This window comes from Desulfobacula sp. (assembly GCF_030145145.1).
GTDB lineage: Bacteria > Desulfobacterota > Desulfobacteria > Desulfobacterales > Desulfobacteraceae > Desulfobacula.
Genome location: NZ_JAQYWD010000026.1, coordinates 63493 through 85785, shown reverse-complemented (window position 1 = coordinate 85785; position 22293 = coordinate 63493). Strand labels below are relative to the sequence as shown.

19 protein-coding genes are annotated in these 22293 nt (G+C 46.8%); 2 read left to right on the top strand and 17 right to left on the bottom strand.

All coding sequences use genetic code 11. From position 1 onward, the window contains the following. Nucleotides 1-61 precede the first annotated feature (61 nt). A complete protein-coding gene (locus Q1Q15_RS15595; RefSeq protein ID WP_300461889.1) occupies nucleotides 62-1042 on the top strand; it encodes an adenosine kinase in 981 nt (326 codons plus the stop codon). A gap of 52 nt (nucleotides 1043-1094) precedes the next feature. Here the strand turns inward: Q1Q15_RS15595 and Q1Q15_RS15590 are convergent, their stop codons facing one another. The 6 genes from Q1Q15_RS15590 to Q1Q15_RS15565 form a co-directional block, all read right to left on the bottom strand. After that, nucleotides 1095-1811 (bottom strand): TIGR04283 family arsenosugar biosynthesis glycosyltransferase, encoded by a 717-nt coding sequence (locus Q1Q15_RS15590; protein WP_300461887.1) that lies wholly within the window; start codon nucleotides 1809-1811, stop codon nucleotides 1095-1097. Next, nucleotides 1771-2463: a TIGR04282 family arsenosugar biosynthesis glycosyltransferase gene (locus tag Q1Q15_RS15585; RefSeq protein WP_300461885.1), complete on the bottom strand. Its 693-nt coding sequence runs from the start codon at nucleotides 2461-2463 to the stop codon at nucleotides 1771-1773. Before Q1Q15_RS15585 ends, Q1Q15_RS15590 begins: the two co-directional genes overlap by 41 nt. Next, nucleotides 2453-4852, bottom strand: a complete 2400-nt coding sequence (lon, locus tag Q1Q15_RS15580) for an endopeptidase La (RefSeq protein ID WP_300461882.1) — start codon at nucleotides 4850-4852, stop codon at nucleotides 2453-2455. Before lon ends, Q1Q15_RS15585 begins: the two co-directional genes overlap by 11 nt. A 137-nt stretch (nucleotides 4853-4989) precedes the next feature. Beyond that, a complete protein-coding gene (locus Q1Q15_RS15575; protein ID WP_300461881.1) occupies nucleotides 4990-5166 on the bottom strand; it encodes a FeoB-associated Cys-rich membrane protein in 177 nt (58 codons plus the stop codon). 18 nt (nucleotides 5167-5184) lie between these two features. After that, nucleotides 5185-7389 carry a ferrous iron transport protein B gene (gene feoB / locus Q1Q15_RS15570; RefSeq protein ID WP_300461878.1) on the bottom strand — a complete coding sequence of 735 codons (2205 nt, stop codon included), beginning with the start codon at nucleotides 7387-7389 and terminating at the stop codon, nucleotides 5185-5187. Between the two features lies 1 nt (nucleotide 7390). Continuing rightward, complete coding sequence (locus tag Q1Q15_RS15565) at nucleotides 7391-7624, bottom strand: FeoA family protein (protein WP_300461876.1); 234 nt, start codon at nucleotides 7622-7624, stop codon at nucleotides 7391-7393. 174 nt (nucleotides 7625-7798) lie between these two features. On the opposite strand from Q1Q15_RS15565, the gene Q1Q15_RS15560 reads away from it, so the two are divergent. After that, the gene (locus tag Q1Q15_RS15560; RefSeq protein ID WP_300461873.1) at nucleotides 7799-8215 is read left to right on the top strand and encodes a metal-dependent transcriptional regulator; all 417 of its coding nucleotides are present in this window, start codon (nucleotides 7799-7801) and stop codon (nucleotides 8213-8215) included. A 20-nt stretch (nucleotides 8216-8235) separates the two neighbouring features. On the opposite strand, the gene Q1Q15_RS15555 is transcribed toward Q1Q15_RS15560, so the two are convergent. From Q1Q15_RS15555 to Q1Q15_RS15505, 11 genes are all read right to left on the bottom strand, one after another. After that, nucleotides 8236-9105 carry a class I SAM-dependent methyltransferase gene (locus Q1Q15_RS15555; protein ID WP_300461870.1) on the bottom strand — a complete coding sequence of 290 codons (870 nt, stop codon included), beginning with the start codon at nucleotides 9103-9105 and terminating at the stop codon, nucleotides 8236-8238. Between the two features lie 7 nt (nucleotides 9106-9112). Then, complete coding sequence (locus Q1Q15_RS15550) at nucleotides 9113-12337, bottom strand: efflux RND transporter permease subunit (RefSeq protein WP_300461868.1); 3225 nt, start codon at nucleotides 12335-12337, stop codon at nucleotides 9113-9115. A gap of 3 nt (nucleotides 12338-12340) precedes the next feature. Continuing rightward, nucleotides 12341-13642 carry an efflux RND transporter periplasmic adaptor subunit gene (locus Q1Q15_RS15545; protein WP_300461865.1) on the bottom strand — a complete coding sequence of 434 codons (1302 nt, stop codon included), beginning with the start codon at nucleotides 13640-13642 and terminating at the stop codon, nucleotides 12341-12343. A gap of 151 nt (nucleotides 13643-13793) precedes the next feature. After that, entirely contained in the window at nucleotides 13794-14051 is a 258-nt protein-coding gene (locus tag Q1Q15_RS15540) for a hypothetical protein (RefSeq protein ID WP_300461864.1), read from the bottom strand. Next, entirely contained in the window at nucleotides 14048-14407 is a 360-nt protein-coding gene (locus Q1Q15_RS15535) for an AzlD domain-containing protein (RefSeq protein ID WP_300461863.1), read from the bottom strand. Before Q1Q15_RS15535 ends, Q1Q15_RS15540 begins: the two co-directional genes overlap by 4 nt. Further along, nucleotides 14404-15150 carry an AzlC family ABC transporter permease gene (locus tag Q1Q15_RS15530; protein WP_300461861.1) on the bottom strand — a complete coding sequence of 249 codons (747 nt, stop codon included), beginning with the start codon at nucleotides 15148-15150 and terminating at the stop codon, nucleotides 14404-14406. The genes Q1Q15_RS15535 and Q1Q15_RS15530 overlap by 4 nt, the downstream gene beginning before the upstream one ends. Before the next feature lie 138 nt (nucleotides 15151-15288). Continuing rightward, the gene (locus Q1Q15_RS15525) at nucleotides 15289-15594 is read right to left on the bottom strand and encodes a YebG family protein (protein ID WP_300461859.1); all 306 of its coding nucleotides are present in this window, start codon (nucleotides 15592-15594) and stop codon (nucleotides 15289-15291) included. Nucleotides 15595-15705: 111 nt separating this feature from the next. Then, entirely contained in the window at nucleotides 15706-16638 is a 933-nt protein-coding gene (locus Q1Q15_RS15520) for a methylenetetrahydrofolate reductase (RefSeq protein ID WP_300461856.1), read from the bottom strand. Then, the gene (locus tag Q1Q15_RS15515; protein WP_300461853.1) at nucleotides 16635-17303 is read right to left on the bottom strand and encodes a methylenetetrahydrofolate reductase C-terminal domain-containing protein; all 669 of its coding nucleotides are present in this window, start codon (nucleotides 17301-17303) and stop codon (nucleotides 16635-16637) included. The genes Q1Q15_RS15520 and Q1Q15_RS15515 overlap by 4 nt, the downstream gene beginning before the upstream one ends. Nucleotides 17304-17343: 40 nt before the next feature. Beyond that, nucleotides 17344-17784, bottom strand: coding sequence for a hydrogenase iron-sulfur subunit (locus Q1Q15_RS15510; protein WP_300461850.1), 441 nt, complete (start codon nucleotides 17782-17784; stop codon nucleotides 17344-17346). Further along, nucleotides 17781-22229 (bottom strand): FAD-dependent oxidoreductase, encoded by a 4449-nt coding sequence (locus Q1Q15_RS15505; RefSeq protein ID WP_300461848.1) that lies wholly within the window; start codon nucleotides 22227-22229, stop codon nucleotides 17781-17783. Before Q1Q15_RS15505 ends, Q1Q15_RS15510 begins: the two co-directional genes overlap by 4 nt. Nucleotides 22230-22293: the final 64 nt, after the last annotated feature.

Here is a 22293-nt window from a genome sequence, read left to right as displayed (position 1 = left end):
GTTTATGCTTGTGATGTTATGCAAACCCTATAATAACGACATTGACATGTTTGGAGAGACCATGCCGGAAAACAGAGTAACGAGAATTACAGGAATTGGATCTGCACTTGTTGACATTTTAACCAATGAATCCGATGCATTTTTAACGGCCCTTGGAAAAGAAAAAGGGGGAATGACCCTTGTAGAAGATAGAGATATCCAGCAGATATTAATCGAAACGACCCAAACACCTGTTGTTGTCCCCGGCGGTGCTGCATGCAATACCATTGTGGGTGTCGGTAATCTTGGCGGTGATGCCCGATTTATCGGCAGAAGGGGAAATGATGCCCATGGTCAAACGTTTGAAGAACTGGTGGCCAACTGCAATGTTGAACCACTGGTGTCAATCTCCGACTCTCCGACAGGTAAGGTCTTATCCGTCATCACACCGGATGCCCAGCGCTCCATGTTCACCTTTCTGGGGGCATCCACGGAACTGGATCCCGCTCTCATAAGTCCCGACATGTTTAAAGACACTGCCATTTCCATGATTGAAGGATATCTGTTATTCAACAAAGATCTGATGATGGCCGCACTCACTGCTGCCAAGGCGGCAGGGTCTCTCATCGCCCTGGACCTGGCCAGTTTTGAGGTGGTCAATGCCTCAAGAGAAATCCTTGAAGATATTGTCAAAGACTTTGTTGATATCCTCATCGCCAATGAAGATGAAGCAAAGGCGTATACCGGACACGCGGATGAACAAAAAGCCATTGAAAAATTATCCGAACAGGCCTCCTATGCTGTATTGAAGCTTGGTGAAAGGGGCAGTTATATCTCCCACCAGGGCCATATCACAAGAATCCATGCCCAGCAAGGAAATGCACCCATTGATACCACCGGAGCAGGCGATCTCTGGGCGGCTGGATTTCTTTTTGGCATTGCCCATGGATTTCCCATTGAAAAAAGCGGGAAAATTGCCTCCGCTTGCGGCTATGAGGTCTGCCAGGTCATGGGTGCCCACTTGCCCCAGGATGCCTGGTCCAGAATAAAAGAATTGATTTAGGACCGTCTTTTCCTGGAAATGCTTTTTTCATATCATCTGCGGGCAGTTTAACTCACTGCCTGCCAGGGGGGGCACCGGAAAAATTTTTATAGACCGCGGCCAGTTTTTCAGGTTTCGTGCCCAAAAGATACAAGGCTGAAATCACCCAGTTTCTAAGGGTGCCGTAGACCTTTCCTTCTTCTTCCCATCTCCTTGGAGAGGTGGATACCCGGGTATTTAAAAATGTTATTCGGCCGTTGTCCTGTTTAATTCTTTGCATCAGGTCGACATCCTCCATGATGGGTATTTCACGATACTGACCCATGCGGTGAAAATAATTTTTCCGGATAAAAATCGCCTGGTCTCCATAGGGGATCTTTGTGAGGCGGGACCGGACAGACGCGGTCCGTTCAACCATCCTGTAAAAAAGGCCTTTTCCATCAATCGACAGGTCAAAGGCACCGGCTTTTACGGATGGATTCTGCATGACGGTCTGCACGGCTGCCAACCCGCCTTCCGGCAGGCGGGTATCACAATGAAGGAATAATAGAATCCTGCCGCAAGCAATTCGGGCACCGGAATTCATCTGGCACCCCCTTCCCGGAGGGGACATTAGAGGGATAACAGCTTGATTTTTAATACAGCAAAGGGTCGTTCCCTCCTTGCTGCCATCCACCACAATTACTTCAAGTTTTCCTGGAAACGCCTGCTGAAAAATCGCTGACAGTATCCGGCATATCTGATCCTGTTCATTTAATACCGGTATGATAATGGATATATCCGTCTGCATATAACGTCAGCACCTTAAGCGTTTGCATGCCGATGGTGCCCCCTTTTTTCACCCTCGCCATCAAGGCATTCAAATCTTCCGGCGTATCAATATCATCCATTTCAGTCAGCAGTTCATAACGCAGGGACAGATGGTTCATGGCCTGTCGCGTCTGATCCAGCACGGCAGGCGTGGACCAGTCAATATCCTTAAAAACGCTTGTTGAAAAACCAGATTTTTGAAACCCTATCAAATAATACCCACCGTCACTTGAGGGCCCGATCACAGCATCGGTGGTTTGAAGAGCCGTCTCGGCCCGGGAAATCAATGCTGGGGTGAGTTCCGGTATATCCGTACCGACGAGTAAGGCCGCATCATATCCTCGTTTAAAAATGTCTGCAAAGGCATTGCCCATCCGCTGACCAAGATCCTCGCCTTGCTGGGGACAAAACAGATATTGACTGCCAAGCCACTTTTGAAGCGCCTCCGCTTTTCCCGGAGGCCAGACGTAAAGGAATGTATCTTGGGCCGATTCCAGTACGTCCAGCGTATCCACGACAAACCCTTTATACAGGTCCAGCACAAACGTCGTGTTTAATGACTGGGAAAGCCTTGTTTTTACCCTGCCCGTTTCAGGGGCCTTTAAAAAAACAATGACGGCTTTAGAGGTCATTAAATACGATCTTAAACACGTCTTTGTATTTTTTTGCAAAATGAAAGGTAATGCCCTCTTTTATATGATCGGGAAGCATTTTAAACTCAGGGATACATCCGTCGGGCAGAATAATCTCCTGGATACCGGACCGTCGTGCCGCAATGATCTTCTCTTTTATGCCTCCCACGGGAAGGACTTTTCCGGTCAAGGTAATCTCTCCTGTCATGGCAAGGGGACGGTTGATCACTTTTCGGGTGGCAAGGGAAACCAGTGCCGTTGTAATGGTGACCCCGGCACTGGGACCGTCTTTTGGGGTTGCGCCTTCAGGCACATGGATATGGATAAACGCCTTATCAAAATATTCTTTACTGATTTTAAAGGATCCCGTATTTGCCCTGACAAAGCTATAGGCAATGGTGGCAGACTCCTGCATCACATCGCCGAGTTTTCCGGTCAGTTTAAATCCCGCAACTTTTTCATGGACCCGGACAGCCTCAATGGGAAGGGTCACTCCCCCGAGCTGGGTCCAGGCAAGACCGGTCACCACGCCGACACCCGACATCTGCTTTTCATGTTTAAAAATCGGCGGCCCCAGGTAATCTTCCAGGGATTGAATGTTGACCCGGACCTTCTCTTTTTTCTCTTTTAATATGCTCACAATGCTTTTTCTGATGATTTTATTCAACAGCTTTTCCAACCCCCGGACCCCGGCTTCCCTGGCATATCCCTCAATAAGAAACCGAATGGTCGGATCTGTAATGGTGATGATCTTGGTTGTCAGCTTATTTCGTTTTAAAAGTTTGGGCCACAGGTGCTTTCTGGCAATTTCCATTTTTTCTTCCGTAATATAACCGGACAGGTTAATCCGGTCCATCCTGTCCAGAAGTGGTCCGGGAATGGTATCCAGCTGGTTGGCCGTGCAGATGAATAAGACTTTTGACAAATCAATACGAAGATCCATGTAGTGATCCATAAATTCAGTGTTCTGTTCAGGATCAAGGACCTCCAGCAATGCCGAGGCCGGATCTCCCTGGTAAGAGGCACCGATTTTATCCACCTCATCCAGCATGATCACCGGATTTGACACCTCAGTATCCTTTAACGCCTGGACCAGTCTTCCGGGCAATGCCCCCACATAGGTTCTTCGATGCCCTTTGATCTCAGCCTCATCCCGCATCCCCCCCAGACTGAACCGGTAAAATTTTCTACCAAGGGCTTCAGCAATGGATTTTCCAATGGAGGTTTTCCCCACACCCGGAGGGCCCACAAACAGGATAATGGAGCCGGAAATATCTTTTTTATAAACCCCGGCAGCAAAAAATTCTATGATCCGTTCTTTGACGTCCGACAGCCCTGAATGATCCCGGTCAAGAACTTCTTCTGCCCGTTGAATATCAATATTATCTTCGGAATGGACCCCCCAGGGAAAAGAGGTGATCCAATCCAGGTAATTTCTGGTGACCCCGTATTCTGAAGAGCCGGTCTCGAGAACGGATAATTTTTCAATCTCCTCATCAAACCGTTTCACCACATGTTCGGGGGGTGTCAGGTCTGCAAATTTTGCTTTAAATTTATCCACATCAGAGGTTTTGTCATCTTTCTGCAATCCCAGCTCTTTTTGAATTGCCTTGAGCTGTTCTTTTAAAAAAAACTTTCGTTTATTATCATCCACCTGGGTGTTGACGTCTTTTTGGATCTGGCTTTGAAGCTTGGCGATTTCTATTTCTTTCTGCAGCAGCATCATCACTTTTTTCATGCGTTCCCTGACAGAAACAAGTTCTAACACTTCCTGCAACGCATCCCCGGATGCCGTGGTAATTCCCGCTGCAAAATCTGTCAGCGGCGACGGTTGATCCGGACTGAACATCCCTAGGTATTGCCTTACTTCTTCAGAGTATAGCGGATTTAATGACAGCAATTGCTTGATGGAATTGATAATGGCAATGGCATACGCCTTGAGCTCATCTTCGTTTTCCTTTATTTTTTCAAAATACTCCACCTCAACCACAAAAGGCGGCTTGTCCGAAAGGAACCGTTTAATACGAAATCTTTCAAGCCCCTGGGCGATAAACTGGATATTCCCTTGAACGTCAACCATATTCATCATCCTGATGACACAGCCGACTTTAGGAAAATCGTCTTTGTACACGTATTTCCCCTTCACTTCTTTTAGATAGGCAAGCCCCAAAAGCCCTTTTGTATCTTTGTTTGCTTTTGTCAGCGTTTCTTCCCATCTTTTCTTGCTGACCATAAGGGGTTGAACCTGAGCCGGCAAATGCGGCCGGCCGGTTATGGGAATCAGGTATAAAATCTCCGGTTTCACGTTTTGCTGAACCAGTTGTCCGTCTTTCTTTTCATTCTCATCTTCAACTATTTCGGGGGTAATCGGTGTATTGTCATCAGTCATTAAGCACCTCATAGAAAAATTGATGTTATCGTCATAGTGAATATGCCTTTATTATAATATTATTCTAGCATCTGACAACCTAAAAAAAGAAAACTCCCGCTATCTTTAACCGGCTGCCCACCGAATAATATGAATTTTCACCCCTCTATTCTTTTATTTGTCCGTTGAAGCGCCTGGGGACAGGAATCTTTTGAGGCACAGGAACACCCACTGCCACAATCACAGGATCTCTTTCCCTGGTAGGTATTCACAGCGTTTTTAACGGTAAAGATAATGGCACCGGCCACGATAATCCCAACGATAATTTCATCCATGGTCTTTTTTCCTTTTTTTTAATTCGAAATAAACATTCCAACCTGATAAAAAACAATAGAAATTGTCAACGCAAGCGATGTATTGAAAACAACAGAAAACGCAGCCCACTTCCATGATCCGGATTCCCTTGCGATACAGACCACCGTCACAAAACAGGGTGAATAAAAAATCGTAAACAAAATCAGACTGAATGCCGTCAAAGGCCCCCAGCCGTTTTCAGTTTTAAGTCTGTCCGAAAGAGAGCTTGTTTGATCCGGATCAACCGCTCCCAGAGAATAGGCTATTCCCAGGGTGGAAACGACCACCTCTTTTGCTGCGATTCCACCGATCAAGGCAATATTGGTGCGCCAGTCAAAACCGGCAAACCGGGTGATGCTTTCAACGGCTGTCCCCACACGACCCGCAATGGAGTGCTTGAGCACTGCCTGGGCATGGGCGATATCAATCTGTAACAACCCGTTTTTTACCCTAAGGGCCTCGGCTGTCAGCATTTTTTTTTCGCGTGTCCCTATGTCAGTCAACACCTGAGCCGACGTCACGGATGAGATGGCCGTTCTCTGATCTTCAAATTTTTTCACCTGGGCCTCCTCCAATCCCGGGAAGGTCATCATGGCCCATAAAACAATGGAAATCCCTAAAATTACGGTCCCGGCCTTTTTCATATACTGCCAGGTTCTTTCCCAGGTATGAATTAAAAGTCCTTTCATGGTGGGAAGCCGATAGGGAGGAAGTTCCATTACAAATGGGGTTGATTCACCTTTGATAAGTGTGGACCTGAGAAGCCTGGCCACCAAAAGAGCGCCAAGCCAGGAGATCAGTGTGATCAACAACATGACCGGGGCCTGGTGTTCAGCAAAAAAGGCGGCCACCAGGAGGGCAAACACGGGCAGTTTTGCGCCACAGCTCATGAACGGCACCGTTAAAAGTGTTGCCAGTCGTTCTCTTGGCGATTTCAGGGTCCGAGTGGCCATGACCCCGGGCACGGCACATCCCCCGGCAATACCGCCGGACACGATAAATGCCATGACAGACCCCCCATGAAGACCGAACATCCTGAACACCCGATCCAGCATAAAGGACATTCGGGCAAGGTATCCGGAATCTTCCAGAAATGAAATGCCAAAAAACATGAACATGATCAAGGGCACAAACCCCAAAACCCCGCCAACGCCATCAATGATCCCTGATATCACCAGGGATTTTAATACCCCTTCGGGCAGCACGTCGTCTGCCATACCCGAGACCCAGCCGAAAAAAGATTCAAACCAGGCGACCGGAATCCCGCTATAGGAAAAAATAAACTGATACAGTCCCATTAATACGGCTACCATGATAACGGGCCCAAAAAACCGATGGATCATAACCCGATCTATTTTATCCGAAAGCTGAAGCCTGTTTTCCTCTTGATAAACCTTGAGAACCCCCTGTTTGAGTATGGAATTCACATATCCGTACCGCTGATCTGCAATCACCCCCTCAGGATGGATATCAAGGGTGGCAGACAGATGCTTTGCAACGCCTTGAACGATATGATCCAGCTGCCGGGCAACGGCTGCATCCATTTTATATCCCAATTCAATGATCTGATGATCCTTCTCAAGATATTTTAATGCCGTCCATCGGGCCCGATATTTATCCGTTAGAAAGCCTTTGGATTGAATGATCTCTTCCATTTCATCCAGGGCTTTATCCATATCCTGTCCATAGGAAATCGTTAATGGTTCAACCCGTTTATGAGCAGCCGTGGCAACCGTCTGCATGAGTTTTTTTTTACCTTTACCTCGCCGGGCAATGATGGGAACAACCGGAATGTTCAACAGGCTTGAAAGCGTGTCAATATCGATTTCCATTCTTCTTTTTTTTGCAACATCCATCATGTTCAGGGCAATGCAAATCGGGATACCCATTTCCATGAACTGGACCGTCAGATAAAGGTGTCTTTCAAGATTGGATGCATCAACGATATTCACAATCATCGAGGGGATCTCATTCACCAGAAAATTTCTGGCCACAACCTCTTCCAGGGAATAGGCTGTCAAAGAATAGGTTCCCGGAAGATCAATAATGTCAAATGCACCCATATCCCCCTGATAGTATCCCTGTTTCTTCTCGACGGTGACTCCCGGATAGTTGCCCACATGCTGCCTGGCACCCGTTAATTCATTAAAAAGAGTGGTTTTACCAGAGTTGGGGTTCCCCGCCAATGCGATGGCTGTATTCATTTTATAACACCTCTACATCTATATGATCTGCTTCATTATTCCGAAGTGTCAACGTAAATCCCATAATCTTTAACGAAACCGGATCATATAGCGGGGCCCTGCCGTTTACAGTGATGGTCTTGCCTGGAATTAATCCCATATCCCTGAGCCGCCTGCCAAGCTCACCATTTGCGCTTACACGGGAAATGATCCCTTTTTGATTTATCTTCATCTGCCTTAGATTAATTTTTCCCACAGTCCATTCCTTGTTTGTAAAGACTCGTTAAATTTTGTAAACCGTAAAATGTTTTTTACTCCTAACTTTTATTTGTGTCAATAAAAAATTAGCTCTTTCAGCATAATAAATATTTGACTTACTAAATAATTAGATATAAACATATAGCAATACATTTAACGGAGACATTCCCTGATGAAAAAAGAACACCTTTCAGAAAGCCTTGAAGATTATCTCGAAACGATTCTGGAGTTGCAGACCATAAAAACCGTGGCCCGGTCCAAGGATATTGCCGAAAAATTAAACATCAAAAGAGGGTCTGTCACCGGCATGTTAAAAAAGCTTGCCGGCAACAAGTTGATTAACTACGAACCCTATGGGTATGTGACGTTAACCCCGGAAGGCCGAAAAATCGCCCTGGAAATAGAACGCCGGCATATTTTTTTAAAAGATTTTTTTTATCGAATATTAAAGGTGGATGAAGAAACGGCAGACCGTGCCGCCTGTCATATAGAGCATGCCATGGACAAACAGACGTTTAAAAAGTTTAAAGATTTTGTAAAAAAAATTGATGCCTGCCCCCATAGCGACATTGAACCGGAATCGCCCTGATCCCGTTACCATATGCCACTTTACAGACGGGGCTCGTCTATCTTCCAGACAGCCGTGGCAGTCAATCCTTTATGCTGTCTGACAATCTGATTGTCTGTTGAGACGGCAGCCAGATAATGGCGGATAATTCGGTCAAGTTCGGCTGCTGGTTTTTTGCTGACCTTTTGAAAAAAGGCCATCTGGCTGTCAAATTCATCTTTCACCGAAACGGGTTGCTCCCATTCAATGGTATCAAAGGTAATCTCCGGAAAGACCCCCATGGAAAACAAGAGATTTATCTTATACAAAATACTCTGGGGTTTATCCGCCAATGGGGTTCCCATAATTTTTTGCCACAAGTCGGAAAGAACCGGATGGACTCTTTTTGCTGCCCAGCCCCGGATGGCACACCCTTTTTTTGAACAGCTCATCAATTTATAAAAGGATTCCGGGCCGGCAACACCGGGTGACATGAATGCAATCACAAGGTCAAAGCTCTTTTTCCAACCGTTTGCGTCTATGTCTATTTTATACCAGTCTTCATGAAGAAGAGTAATCTGTTCTTTCAAGTTATCCGGGATATCCTGTTTAAATACGTCCAGCATTCCCCGGGAAAAATCAAGGGCTGTCACCCGGGCACCCTGTTTTGCCAGTTCCAGGGAAAGCATTCCAGTCCCGCACCCGACTTCAAGGACGGTCATTCCCTCGAACAAAAGCCCATTTTTTTTGAAAAAATCAAGGGTTTTTTCCAGTCGTCGATTCCGGACTTCCCGTTTATTCCGATTATAAGACCGTGCCGCATTGTCCCAGTATTCCGGAGTGGCAAACCCTTTATGGACAGTGTAGGTATCACTTTTTTTGTCTTTTTCCCACTCAGTGACCCAAAAATTCGGATTAAATATCGTCTCCATAATGTTGTCATTTCCCTATTGATCGTTTTGTTTCAATGAATGGGATCATCTCCTCTCTGACAATAAAAACCCCTGTGAGGTCATTGATAACCACATATAAAGACGGAACAAAAACAAGGGTCAAAATAGTGGCCGCAATCAAACCAAAACTGATACTCACGGCCATGGGAATTAAAAACTGTGCCTGGAAACTGGTTTCCAGAAGCAGCGGAAAAAGTCCGGCAACCGTTGTCACCGAGGTCAATAGAACCGGCCTGAAACGGTTTTGCCCGGCTGCTATAACCGCATCAAATATCCGTGTCCCCTGCCTGACCTTTGAATTGGTAAAGTCAATTAAAATCAAAGAATCATTCACGACTATTCCAGACAAGGCAACAATGCCAAAAATACTGATCATGGTGATATCCAGATTCAAGAGATAGTGACCGACAATGGCTCCGATAAGCCCAAAAGGAATCGCTGTCATAATAATCACCGGCTGAATATAGGATCTAAACTGGCTGGCCAGCAGTAAAAACATGATCATTGCTGCCAGAGAAAATCCCACTTTCAAGCTGTTAATGGATTCTTCAGTCCTTTTGGCCTGACCTTCCAGATCATAGGTTACTCCCGGAAACCGGTTGACCAGGGTCTCCAGATAATTTTGTTTAAGGTCTTCAACGATTTCCCTTGCATTGGCAATATGTTCATTGATATCGGAAATGACCGTAATAATGCGTTTTCGATCCACCCGCTGAATGGTTGAATACCCCCTGATCATTTCAATATCCGCCACCTGGTTCAATGGAATTTCTCGACCGTCCCGGGTCCTGACCCTTAACGCATCAATACTGGCTTCCGATTCTCTCTCTTTCTGGGAATACCGGACCATCACCTTGATATCGTCTTTGCCTCTCTGGATTTTCATCACTTCATCCCCATAATAGGCCTGCCGTATCTGTGTGGCAATATCCGCCATGGTAATCCCCAGGGACTCGGCCCCTTTTTTGACATGAATCCGTTTTTCCATTTTCCCGGGCCGGAAAGTATCTGTAATATCAAAGGTCCCGGGATAGGTGGCGATTTCATTTTTTAATGCATTGGCGGAAAGTTCCAGCTGTTCGAGATCATTGCCCTTCAATTGAATTTCAATGGGGTTGCCGCCGGGCCCACCGCCAATAATGGAAAAGGTCAGCTGTTCAGCCCCCAGGATATCACCGGTCAGTTCCCGCCATTTTGCCGTCACTTCCGGCGCAGAGATATCCGGCCGTTCTGATGCGGATTGAATTTCGATCCAGGCTTCCCCGCAATGTCCCCCGTATACGCCGGGCTTCCAGTCCCTTCTGGGGATGATCCCCACCTGGGAAAAATGATTAACAATCAAATTTTTTCTCCCAGCCACCCGGTCCCGGAAAAATGCATTCAGTTCCATCGCCCCTTTTTCAATTTGCTTTATGGTCTTTTCCGTGGCTTCAAAGGGGGTTCCCAAAGGATAGACAATCTCGGAAATAATCCAGTTACTGTCGGTTTTCGGAAAAAACACAAACGGCACATGCCCGCCTGCTAATAATCCTACACTGACAATTAACACCCCAAACCCCAGGGCCAGCGTAAAGTACCTGTTTTTCACACAATACTTTAACACCGGGAGATAAACAACTCGGATAAAACCGGTTAAGGCGCGTTCAACCCTGTCCCGAACCCATTGATGCGCGTCGGAAATATCTTTTTTCACCCAGTCCAGCCAGAAAAAGCAGATGCGGTAAATCAACGCGGTGTTCTTTTTTGATGGTGTCAGGGCATGATCAAGATGTGCCGGCAAAATGACAAACGCTTCAGCAAGAGAGATGACAAGGATACAGATCACCACCTGGGGCATGATAAAGATGAATTTGCCCATGATCCCTGAAATATGCATTAAGGGTAAGAAGGCCACAATGGTTGTGGTCACCGCCATCACAACCGGTGCACCAATCTGGGCGACGCTGTCAATCACGGCATCTTTGGCAGATTTGCCTGTTTTATGATGGGTATAAACATTTTCCCCAACAATAATGGCATCATCCACCAGGATACCCAATGTCATGATAAACCCAAACAAAGACAACATGTTGATGGATGCTCCGAAATAATCCAGAACAAGGAAGGCTCCCATAAAGGATATGGGGATGCCCGAAGCCACCCAGAAAGCCAGACCAAGGTCAAGGAACAGGGCCAGCACAATAAATACCAGCAATATGCCCTGGACACCATTCTTCAGCAAAAGGTCAATCCTGCCCTGGACCATATCCGCCATATCAAACCAGAACCCCAGGGTAATGCCCCGGGGAAGAGACGACTTGTGCTGTTCAATATAGGCCTTTACCGTATCTGAAATGGCAATGGTATCCTGGCTGTCCGTCCGCCGAACCACAACAAGAGCAGCCGGTTTCCCATTAAATCGTGCCTTGACATCCGTATCCTGGAAACCGTCTATCACCGTTGCCACCTCTCCCAGCTGTATGGTGGTGCCGTCTTCCCTGGTTACAACCGGAATCCGTTCAAACTGTTCACCGGTATAGAGCTTTCCCTTGGCCCGGACCAGGAATTCTCCTCCTTTTGTTTTGATTTTTCCCCCGGGCAAATCAAGGCTGCCCGTTTTTACCGCAGCAGCCACCTGATCAAAGGAAAGGTTAAATCGTCGCAGGCTTTCTTCAGACACTTCAACGGAAATTTCATAGTCTCTAACGCCGATAAGGCTTGCCAGGGAAATATCATCTGTTTCCACAAGATCATCTCTTATTGTCTCAGCCGTATCGCGTAACACCCTTTCGTCAACATCGCCATAAACTGCCAGATATATGGCCGGATCATTGTTTTGAATATCGGTGACAACCGGGTCTTCTGCTTCCTCGGGAAAGGAATCAATCAGATCAATCTCTGTTTTGACTTCATCGAGTTTTTGATTGATATCTGTTCCGGCTTTCAGTTCCAACGTCACGGATCCGTGCCCCTCCAGGGCAGTGGCATACATGGTTTTAACGTCTTCCAGGCTTTTGAGCTGCTCTTCGATCTTGATACAGATCCCTTCTTCCACCTCCTCCGGGGATGCCCCGGGGTATGTTACGCCAATATTGATCATATCAAGGGAAAACTGGGGAAACAGTTCCCGCTTCATGTTTAAAACCGTATACAGGCCGGCAACAATGAGAAAAATCATCATTAAATTCACAGACACCCGGTGCTCAACAGACCATTTGCCCAATGCTTTCATGTTTTATTTCCCATTCAGTTTGACAGTCAGTTCCATTCCCTCCCGGGCACCGGGAAGCGGAGATGAAATAATTTTATCCCCGGGATTCAGTCCTTCATTGATATAAATTTCTTCTTCGAATTTTCTTAAAATAGTCACCTTTTTCATTTTCAAATGACCGTCATTTATCGCAAAAAGGATATCCTCCCCCTTTAACAGGTGTCTTGGCACGATAAAAATATTTTCATATGTCTCGCCGACAATGCTGCACTTGACGAATGTACCCGGTTTTAAATCAAACAAATTTTTTATTTTCACCTCAGGGCTCCGTATCTCAAGGGTCATGGGCAGGGTCCGTGTCTTTTCATCAATCTTTGCCTTTAATCGTGCGACTTTGGCATCCCACACATATGATGTATTACTGTCAAAATTGGCCACCCTTACTTTTGCATCCGGTGTTTTCCCGTTGTCAAAAAAGGACTCAATCCATTTTATTTTTTCCAGAGGAATGCTCACCTCCACATCCAGGCTGTCTTTTTGGTACATTGCCCCCAATACCTGACCCGGGGTAACATATTCCCCTGTTTCAACAAATTTATTCAGGACAAATCCATTAAATTCAGCTCTGATCTGGGTTTTTTTAAGGGCAAGGTCGGCTTTTTGGAAATCAACCCGGGCCATGGCCAGGGCTGTATTTTTCTGTTCCATTACCGTATCTGTCAATAACAACTGATTGTCGATATTCTGCCATTGAATCTTCGCCTGTAAATATTGCTGCCGGGCTCTGTCCAGGCTGTTCTGTGAGGCAAATTGATTGGTCGTCAATGTGGTAATTCTTTCCAGTTCTTTTTTGGCAAGATCCACATTGGCCTTGGAAAGCCGGACATCCTTTTTCAGGTTTTCAATCTCCTGTTTTAACCGCTCAATCTCTGTCTTTGCCTGCCGGATCCTTACCTGTCCGGTCTGCTGATCCAGTTGATAGGATCGTTGATCAATGCTCACCATAAGGTCACCGGCACTCAGCAATCCGCCTTCAATAAAAGACGGATGCAGATACTCAATTCTTCCCGGCACTTCCACGGCAATTTTTACCAGCTTCCTTGGCGTTACCGTGCCGTAGGCATCGATCATCATGACTTTTGAAACCGGATTGACAACCATTACTTTGACACTGGGAGGCATTTGGATAATTTCTTTTTTCTCGGGTTTCTCTCTTAAGGAAATAAGTCCTTTGGCCAATGCAATGGCAATTGCCAGAACCACCACAACCCTTAAAAACCTGAAAAGAAAACTGCCGAATCTGTTAAATTTAGATGATTTTTCCATAATCCGATGACTTGCTCCTTGCTGATCCTGAAAAAAGGATTTTCTTAGGTCTATTTGATTCATTTCTATATACCAGGCTCGCCTTTTTGAAAAGGCATTAGACCATTATCACCGTTAACGCCATTCAATTCAAGAAACAAAATAACGCAATTTATCTCAATTTTTTTGTTGCCTGGGCTACAACGATTGACTTGTCGCAGTGTGCACCAATTTTGGGATTGCAATTAAGAAGAACAGACATCACTTTATCAGCCGTTTGATAACAACAGGCATCCTCCAGCCTTGCCAGTATATCAGACATTAATTTGCTGAATTCCATACACTGCGCATAGTCAGAAACGGCGCGATCATGAAGGATGCAGGCATTTTCCAAGTCTGTTTTAATATCATCGGGAACAACTTCATTCATAGAGGGATTTCTGCGATAACCCATTGAAACCCCATAAATACGGCCATACTCACCACAATGGTCAACAATAGATTTTTAAATAACCCGCCAATGGCACAGGCAGTAAGGGCCCCTATGAGATAGGGATTGCTCAGCTTCAGATTGAGCGTTTCCCCTGTGGGCATGAGCACGGACGGCACGATAATGGCTGCCAGCACCACGGGTGGGACATATTTTAGCCCCCGTTCAAATAGTTCCGGGAATTGAAAGTGCCCGGACAACGGAAACATGATATAGCGGATGCCAAAGGTCACCAGCGCCATGCCCACAATCATATAAATTTCATTCAACTGAATACCCGTACCCAAAAGTGTCAAACCAGCCCCTTTTTCCCAGGGAATGCACGTTCACAAACGACACCCACCACAACCCCGGCAATGGCAGCCACCATCAACCCCAGTTTATGGGGAAGCCCTCCGGCCATGATGGAGACCGTTCCAGCGGTGATCACGGAAGCCCACATGGGTTTTGAGACAAGATAGGGAATAACAATACCGATGAATGTAGCGGGCATGGCAAAGTCCAGTCCCCACCGGGATATCCCCGGGAAAGCATTCCCGGCAGTAAGCCCGATAAAGGTACATAAATTCCAATTGGTGTACATAAATATCATGGAACCCAGATTATAATACCGCTTGCCTGGAACCCCGTTCTTTTGACTGTAGCGGTTCACAGCCACGGCAAAGGTTTCATCGGTTAAGCCAAAGGCCAGCACCATTTTCCAGAGTGGGTTCAAATTTGTGTAATAGGGAACCATGGTGGCACCGTAGAGCATATGGCGCAGATTCACCACAAAGGTGGTCAGCACAATCATGGGCCATGCCGTGCCGGCGGTTACAAGGCCGACACAGACGAACTGTGAGGAACCGGCAAAAACGAACAGGGACATTCCCATGGTGGCGCCAAAGGAAAGTCCGGCCGTTGCCGCCAAAGTACCAAAGACGATACCAAAGGGAATGGCCCCGACAATTAAAGGAAAGGTATCCTTTGCACCTTCAAAAAACTGGGACAGGGAAGAACGCATTCCCGGAGAATCGGTATCAGGCCTGTTCATTGTCATTCAAATTTCCCATTTTCTCTATAAACCCCGACTCGAGGATGCTGGCAATATTGCCGGACAGGGCGAAAAAATCCCCATGCACCCACCGGAAGTAGTGGTGACAGGCCCAGATCATCATTCATACAAAATAAAATGCGGTTAAGCGGTCTTTTGTGGTTTGTTTTTTTTGGGGACACTCTCTTTTCCGCTGACTTTTTTAATTTCTTTTTTCTTTGGATTGATTCCCCTGAGGAGGGGAATCAGTTTGTCACTGTTTTCTGCCAGAAATAGAGAGAGGTCTTCAAGTTGAGTTTCATTGAATTTTATTTTCGAGTTTTCCAGGAATTCAAACAAATTGTCGGCAATATCGAGCATTTTATCATACGCGTCTGCTTCTTTTTTGGTCGCAAATGTCATCTTTTCCTCTCCATTCCTGACAACAATATACTTTATGATTACAGCCATTTTGTCTCCTTGGAATCATATATTTTTTGTATAGTCTTAATATAAAAAAGGATACAGGTAAAGGCTTTTCCTTTACCTGTATCCTTTCCTTTGTTTTAACGGGGCCGGCTACTATACTTCCGGTCTTGGATAAAGGCCTGCTCTTTCAACTATTTCAGGAACCTTTTCCTCCCACTCAATGGCCATGATATGAAATCCTGAAACCCCTGTAATCTCTTTGAGTTCCTGGATATGCTCCACACAGATATCAATGCCTTCCTGGGCCTGTTTGTCCTTGGCAACCCCGGCCAGACGGGCGATAATATCATCCGGCACGTCCATTCCCGGTACCCTGTTTTTCATGTACTTGGCCATACCCACGGATTTCATGGGGGTCATGCCGGCCATGATAAAGGTTTTTTCCGTCAATCCCCTGTCAGCTGCCCTTTTGATCCACTCTTTGAATTTATCCAGATTATAAATACACTGGGTCTGGATAAATTCCGCACCACAGGCAATTTTTTTAGCCAGACGCGGTACCCGTATTTCAAAGGGATCGGCAAAGGGATTGGCAGCCGCTCCCACAAACATTCTTGGCGGACGCTTAATGGCATCCCCACCCAAAAATTTTCCCTCATCCCGCATATAACGTGCCGTCTGAACCAATTGCATGGAATCAAGGTCGTGAACATTTTGACCCTGGGCACAATCTCCAAAACTCTGATGGTCCCCGGACAGGCAAAGGATATTTGAAATGTCAAAAGAGGCCGCACCCAAAATATCACTTTGAAGGGCCACCCTGTTCTTATCCCGGGTGACCATCTGCAGAACCGGTTCGATCCCCAGAAGCTTCAGGTGCACGCAGGCTGCAAGGGACGACATTCGGGTCATGGCCGTCTGGTTGTCGGTCACATTGACTGCATCCACATAATCCTTGATCAACAATCCCTTTTTTTTAACTTCTTCCGGGTCACTTCCCCTTGGAGGTCCGCATTCAGAAGTGACACCGATATGTCCTGCTTTTAAAACCTTTTCCAGTCTGCTGTCCGTATTTAAGCTGCTCATATCTTCACATCCTCTCTGGTTACCGTCCTAGGTCCGCCCGCTCTATCTGTGGACCAATCTTTGATCGGTGCGACTTTTTCATAATCATCCATTTTACCCAATGCCTTTAACCGGTCCACAATCAGCTGCCAGGCGCAGTCCACATCTTTGCTGATCTCACACTTACCGTTTGTTGAACCGCCGCAGGGACCGTTCAGGACTCTTTTAGCGCATCTTGAAACCGGGCAGATTCCACCGGTCCTGGCAAGGACACAGGAACCGCAGGCCTGACATCTTTCCGTCCACAGCCCCCTGTCCTCATTGGCACCCAGACAAACCGTGTTCACCCCTGGGATAAGGGGCATGGTCAGATACTTTTCAGCGGCAAACTGAACGCCCACACCACAGGCAAGGGAAACAATGGCATCATAATCATCAATATTGCTTCGAATTTCTTCCAGGTACTCATGATCGCACTGGCGCTCAAGCGTTCTTTCATCAATCACCTTTTCATCCCCTTGATTGATGAAATACATCCTTAACGCGGATGCCAGCACCTCTACTTCTTTTTTACCCCCGGCTTCACAAACCGTCACACACTCATTACACCCGAGTATCAGTATCCGGTGAAAGTCTTTCACCTCATCAATGATCTCTTCAATGGGTTTTTTCTCTGCTATTATCATAAACGAACCTCATATTAACCTGTTATTTATATTGAATGATTTACGCCGCATTTTTTTTGTCTTGTTTTGCCAGCCGGATAGGACTGGGTCCCAATTCCATAATTTTATTATTCATTTCAATGGAATATTGGGCAAACAAAGGGCCTTCACCAGAGGAAAGATTGAACATCTTCACCCGCTCCCCCCCCACGCCGACCTTGTCAAGAATTTTGGCGGCCTGTTCAACTCGTTTTCTGGCTCTAAAATTCCCCTCATTATAGTGACAGTCCCCTTCCATACAACCCACCACATAAACGCCATCCGCTCCTTTTTCAAAGGCTCTCAGAATATGGATAACATCTACCTTTCCGGTACAGGGAACACGAATAATCCTAAAATTTGCCGGGATTTTCAACCGCATGGAACCTGCCAGGTCCGCAGCCGAATACCCTCAGTAATTGCAGCAAAACGCCAAAATAACAGGCTCGAACTCTTTTGTCATATTACCCCCTCCAGCAAAGATTCAACCTTGCTGAGCAACTGATTATCTTCATACCAGTTTAGTTTGATTGTTTTTGCAGGACATTCCGAGGCACAGATACCACACCCCTGACAAAGGGCCGGATCAATATAACTGACTCCCTCATCATTGATGGCCGGCACATGATAAGGACAGGATCGGACGCAGACAAGACATGATGCACAATTTTCCGGCATGACCTCTGCGGTTACGGCTGACAGGGTCAATGATTCCTGGGAAAGGAATGTGGTGGCCCTGGATGCCGCAGCCATGGCCTGGGCAATGGTTTCGGTAATCAATTGAGGGCTGTGGGCGGTACCGCAGATAAAAATACCTTCCGTGGGCCCTTCAACCGGTCTCAGTTTCACATGGGCTTCCATAAAAAAGCCTTCGGCATTTCTGTTGGTTTTAATAATGGTGGCCAATTCTTCCGTATCCGCGGCCTGAACACCGGCACTCAATACAACCAGATCCGCACTGGCTTCCACTTTGCATCCCAGGACATGATCGGTGAACGTCACTGCCATTTTCCCGTCTTCCCCATTGGCCACTTCCGGCGCATTCTCAGGATCAAACCGTGAAAAAATAACCCCCATATTTCTTGCTCGTGTATAGAACTCTTCCAGCATGGAGTACATTCTCATGTCCCGATAAAGAATGAACACATCCGTATCTGCATTCTGCTCTTTGATGGCAATGGCATTTTTCACAGCATTCTGGCAGCAAACCCGGGAACAATTGGGATTTTGTTCGTTTCTTGATCCCACGCATTGAATCATGATGACGCGGTCCAGATCCCTGGTCTTAGTCTCTTCAATCATGTCGGCCAGTTCAAGCTGGGTCACCACAGCGTCGCTTTCATTATACAAAAATTCCGTGGGCTGGTATTCTGTGGCACCGGTTGCCACAATCATGGCCCCATGGTCAATCTTTCTTTCTTCCATGGAGGGTCCCACCAGAACCGTGGTCTCAAAATTGCCTTTATAGCCGCCAAATCCAACAATCAGCGCCTGCTTAAGGACGTCGATCTTGTCATGGGTTTCAATCGTGGCAATAAGATCTTTCAAAAATACCTGAATATCATCGCCTTCAATGGTATGATATAATCGGTTTCCCAGTCCGCCAAGATGATTTTCCTTTTCAACCAGGGTAACTTCATATCCCTGATCTGCCAGGCCTTTTGCAGCCGTCATGCCGGCAATCCCCCCACCGATGACCAATGCTTTATCAATGACGGAAATCCGCTTGTCATGCAGCGGCCCTAAGGTTGCCACCCTTGCCACAGCCATTCGAATCAGATCCTTGGCTTTCTTGGTGGCTTTTTCAGGTTCTTGAAAATGCATCCAGGAATCCTGGTTACGGATATTGGCCATTTCAAACAGATATTTATTTAACCCCGCATCTTCCAGAGTATCCATGAAAATGCCTTCATGGGTTTTCGGTGTACAGGATGCCACAACGACACGGTTGAGCTGATGCTCCTCAATGAGTTCCTTAATGGACACCTGGGTATCCTGGGAACAGGTAAACAGATTTTCACCGGTATACACCACATTGGGAAGTGTTTTTGTATAATTTTCAACATCTTCAACGTCAATTACCCCGGCAATATTGATACCGCATTTACAAACGAATACCCCGATTCTGGGTTCTTCTCCCAGGACATCTCGTTCTTCCGGCCGGACAACCGTTCTTGTCTGGGTATGGCGGGCCCCTGCCAGTTTTATTCCGGCGGCACAGGCAGCCCCGCTGGCTTCGGTAACAGAGGAGGCAATATCCTTGGGCCCCTGGAAAGACCCGGAAACATACACCCCGGGCCGGGAGGTCTGCAAGGGGTTGAAGGTCGAGGTTTTGACAAACTTATGCGCGTCCAGCTCAACACCAATCCTTTGGGCCAGTTCCACACTCTCCGGGGAAATAACAAGCCCCACCGACAAGATGACCATGTCAAAAACTTCCTGCTGCATCATGCCGGCTTCATCGGCATAATTTAGAATCAAATTGTCTGTTCCCGGTTCTTCAACCACAGAATGGATTCTGGATTTTACAAATCGCACCCCTTCCTGGTCTTTGGCCCGGTTGTAATATTTTTCATAATCCTTGCCAAAGGTCCGTATATCCATATTAAATATAGCCGCATCCAACGTCTTCTCGGAATGTTCTTTGGCAATCATGGCATCTTTAATGGCATACATGCAGCAGACCGATGAGCAATACCCATTGCCGCACCGGTTGGTATCCCTTGACCCGACACATTGGAGCCAGGCAATTTTCTCAGGCTCTTTTTCATCGGAAGGCCGGACAAGATGCCCCATGGTGGGGCCGCCGGCACTTAACAGCCGTTCAAACTCAAGGGATGTCATCACATTTTGAGATCGCTTATACATGTAGGTATCATCCAGCACTGACGGATCATAGGTGGTGGCACCGGTGTTCAAAATAACAGACCCCACATTCAGATCCCTTATCTTTACCTGCTCATCATGATTTACCGCTCCGGCAAGACAGGCGTCCACACACTGGTAGCATTCCGAACAAATCCCGCAGGACAGACACCTTGCCGACTCTCTATCAATGACTTCCTTGGCAAGATTCAAGGTCACTTCCTTAAAATTGCCTTCTCTTTCATCAACACTTATTTTTACCGGCCTTGGCCGCTCAAGCCTGGGGACATCGAGAATATCGGGTTTTTCATAATCCCAGGATTTTTCCCGGCCTTCGGCCAAGTCTTCACCGTTGATGAAGCGATGCATACTTTCAGCAGCTGTTTTCCCACTGGCAATGGCATCCACCACCGATTTGGGCCCATAATACGCATCACCGCCAGCAAATACCCAGTCAATGGGGGTCTGCAGGGTGATTGGATCTGCTTCCAGTCCGCCAGGAGGCGTTAAGGCAATCCCTTGTGCATCCGCAAAATCCAAGAGCCCCATCTGGCCAATGGCCACGATAACCGTGTCAGCTTCATAGGAGGTGAGTTTGCAATCATCATACTGGGGATTAAAGCGGCCGTTTTCATCAAACACCGATGTGCATTCCTGGAATTCGACTTCATTGGCGATGCCATCTGTCCCTAAAAATCTCAGGGGTCCCAGGCTGTTGACAATTTTGACTTTTTCTTCAATGGCCTCTTCAATTTCATAGTCCCAGGCCGGCATTTCATCCCGTTTTTCAAGGCAGACCATGGTCACATCATCAGACCCGAGCCGCCGGGCAGTCAGGGCAACATCAACCGCCACATTTCCGCCACCAATGACCATGACTCGCTTCCCGGTCAATTTTTCCGCTTTTCCAAGGGCAGCATCTCTTAAGAGGTCAACACCTTTAAGAACACCATCAAGGTCTTCTCCCTTTACGCCCAAGCCCCGGGAGCCATGGAGACCCGTTGCCATGAACAGGGCAGAATATCCCTCTTTTTTCAGGCTTTCCAGGGTAATATCCTTACCGAATTCAACCGATGTTTGAATATCAACCCCTAAACGTTCAATCACCTCAATCTCTTTGGCCAATTCTGCTTTGGGCAACCGGTATTCCGGGATACCCACAGCCATCATGCCGCCTTTGACCGGTAATTTTTCAAACACGGTGACCCCATATCCCTTTTGCGCCATATAATAGGCTGTGGTCAGACCGGCAGGTCCCGACCCCACAATGGCAATCTTTTCATCGCGTTTTTCTGCAATTTCGGGGACATACGGATCATCCCCTTCAAAATCCAGTTCTGCCAGATACCGATGAAGATATTGGATGGCCAGGGGTTCATCTGCATCCCCCCTGGTACACACCGTTTCACAAGGGTGATGACAGACACGACCGCAGGAACCGGGAAAAGGATGATCCTGCTTAAACAGCTTCAATGCTTCAGCATACTTTCCCTGGTTCATCAAAGCGATAAATCCCTGGATGCTCACATGGGCGGGGCACGTGGCCTTACACGGGGCTGTTCCCCGTTTTGAAATGCCGTATCCGCCCGGTATGGCCTGTTCATACTGCTTAAAAATAGCTTTTCGAGGGGCTAAGCCCTGATTGTGTTCACTGGGCACATCCACCGGACAAACCTTGGTGCATTCCCCGCAAGATGTACATTTTAACAAATCAACAAACCGGGGGTTTTCTTTCACCCGGGCAATAAAATTTCCCTCTTCTCCTTCAACCGAAAGAAGATCCGTGTTTGTCAATAATTCAATATTCAGATGCCGGCCGACCTCGACCAGTTTGGGTGAGATCACTCACATGGTGCAGTCATTGGTTGGGAATGTCTTATCCAGCTGTGCCATCATGCCGCCGATGGCATACGATTTTTCAACCAGGTATACATAGTACCCTGAATTGGCCAAATCAATGGCAGACTGCATTCCCGCGATCCCGCCGCCGAGAACCATCACAGATCCTGCAAGATCTTTCTCCGGTGTTAAATTTTGGGTCATTATTTTTTAACCTCCTACCTTATTTTAGCAGCTTTATACATTTATAGCAGCTTTACAATTTAAA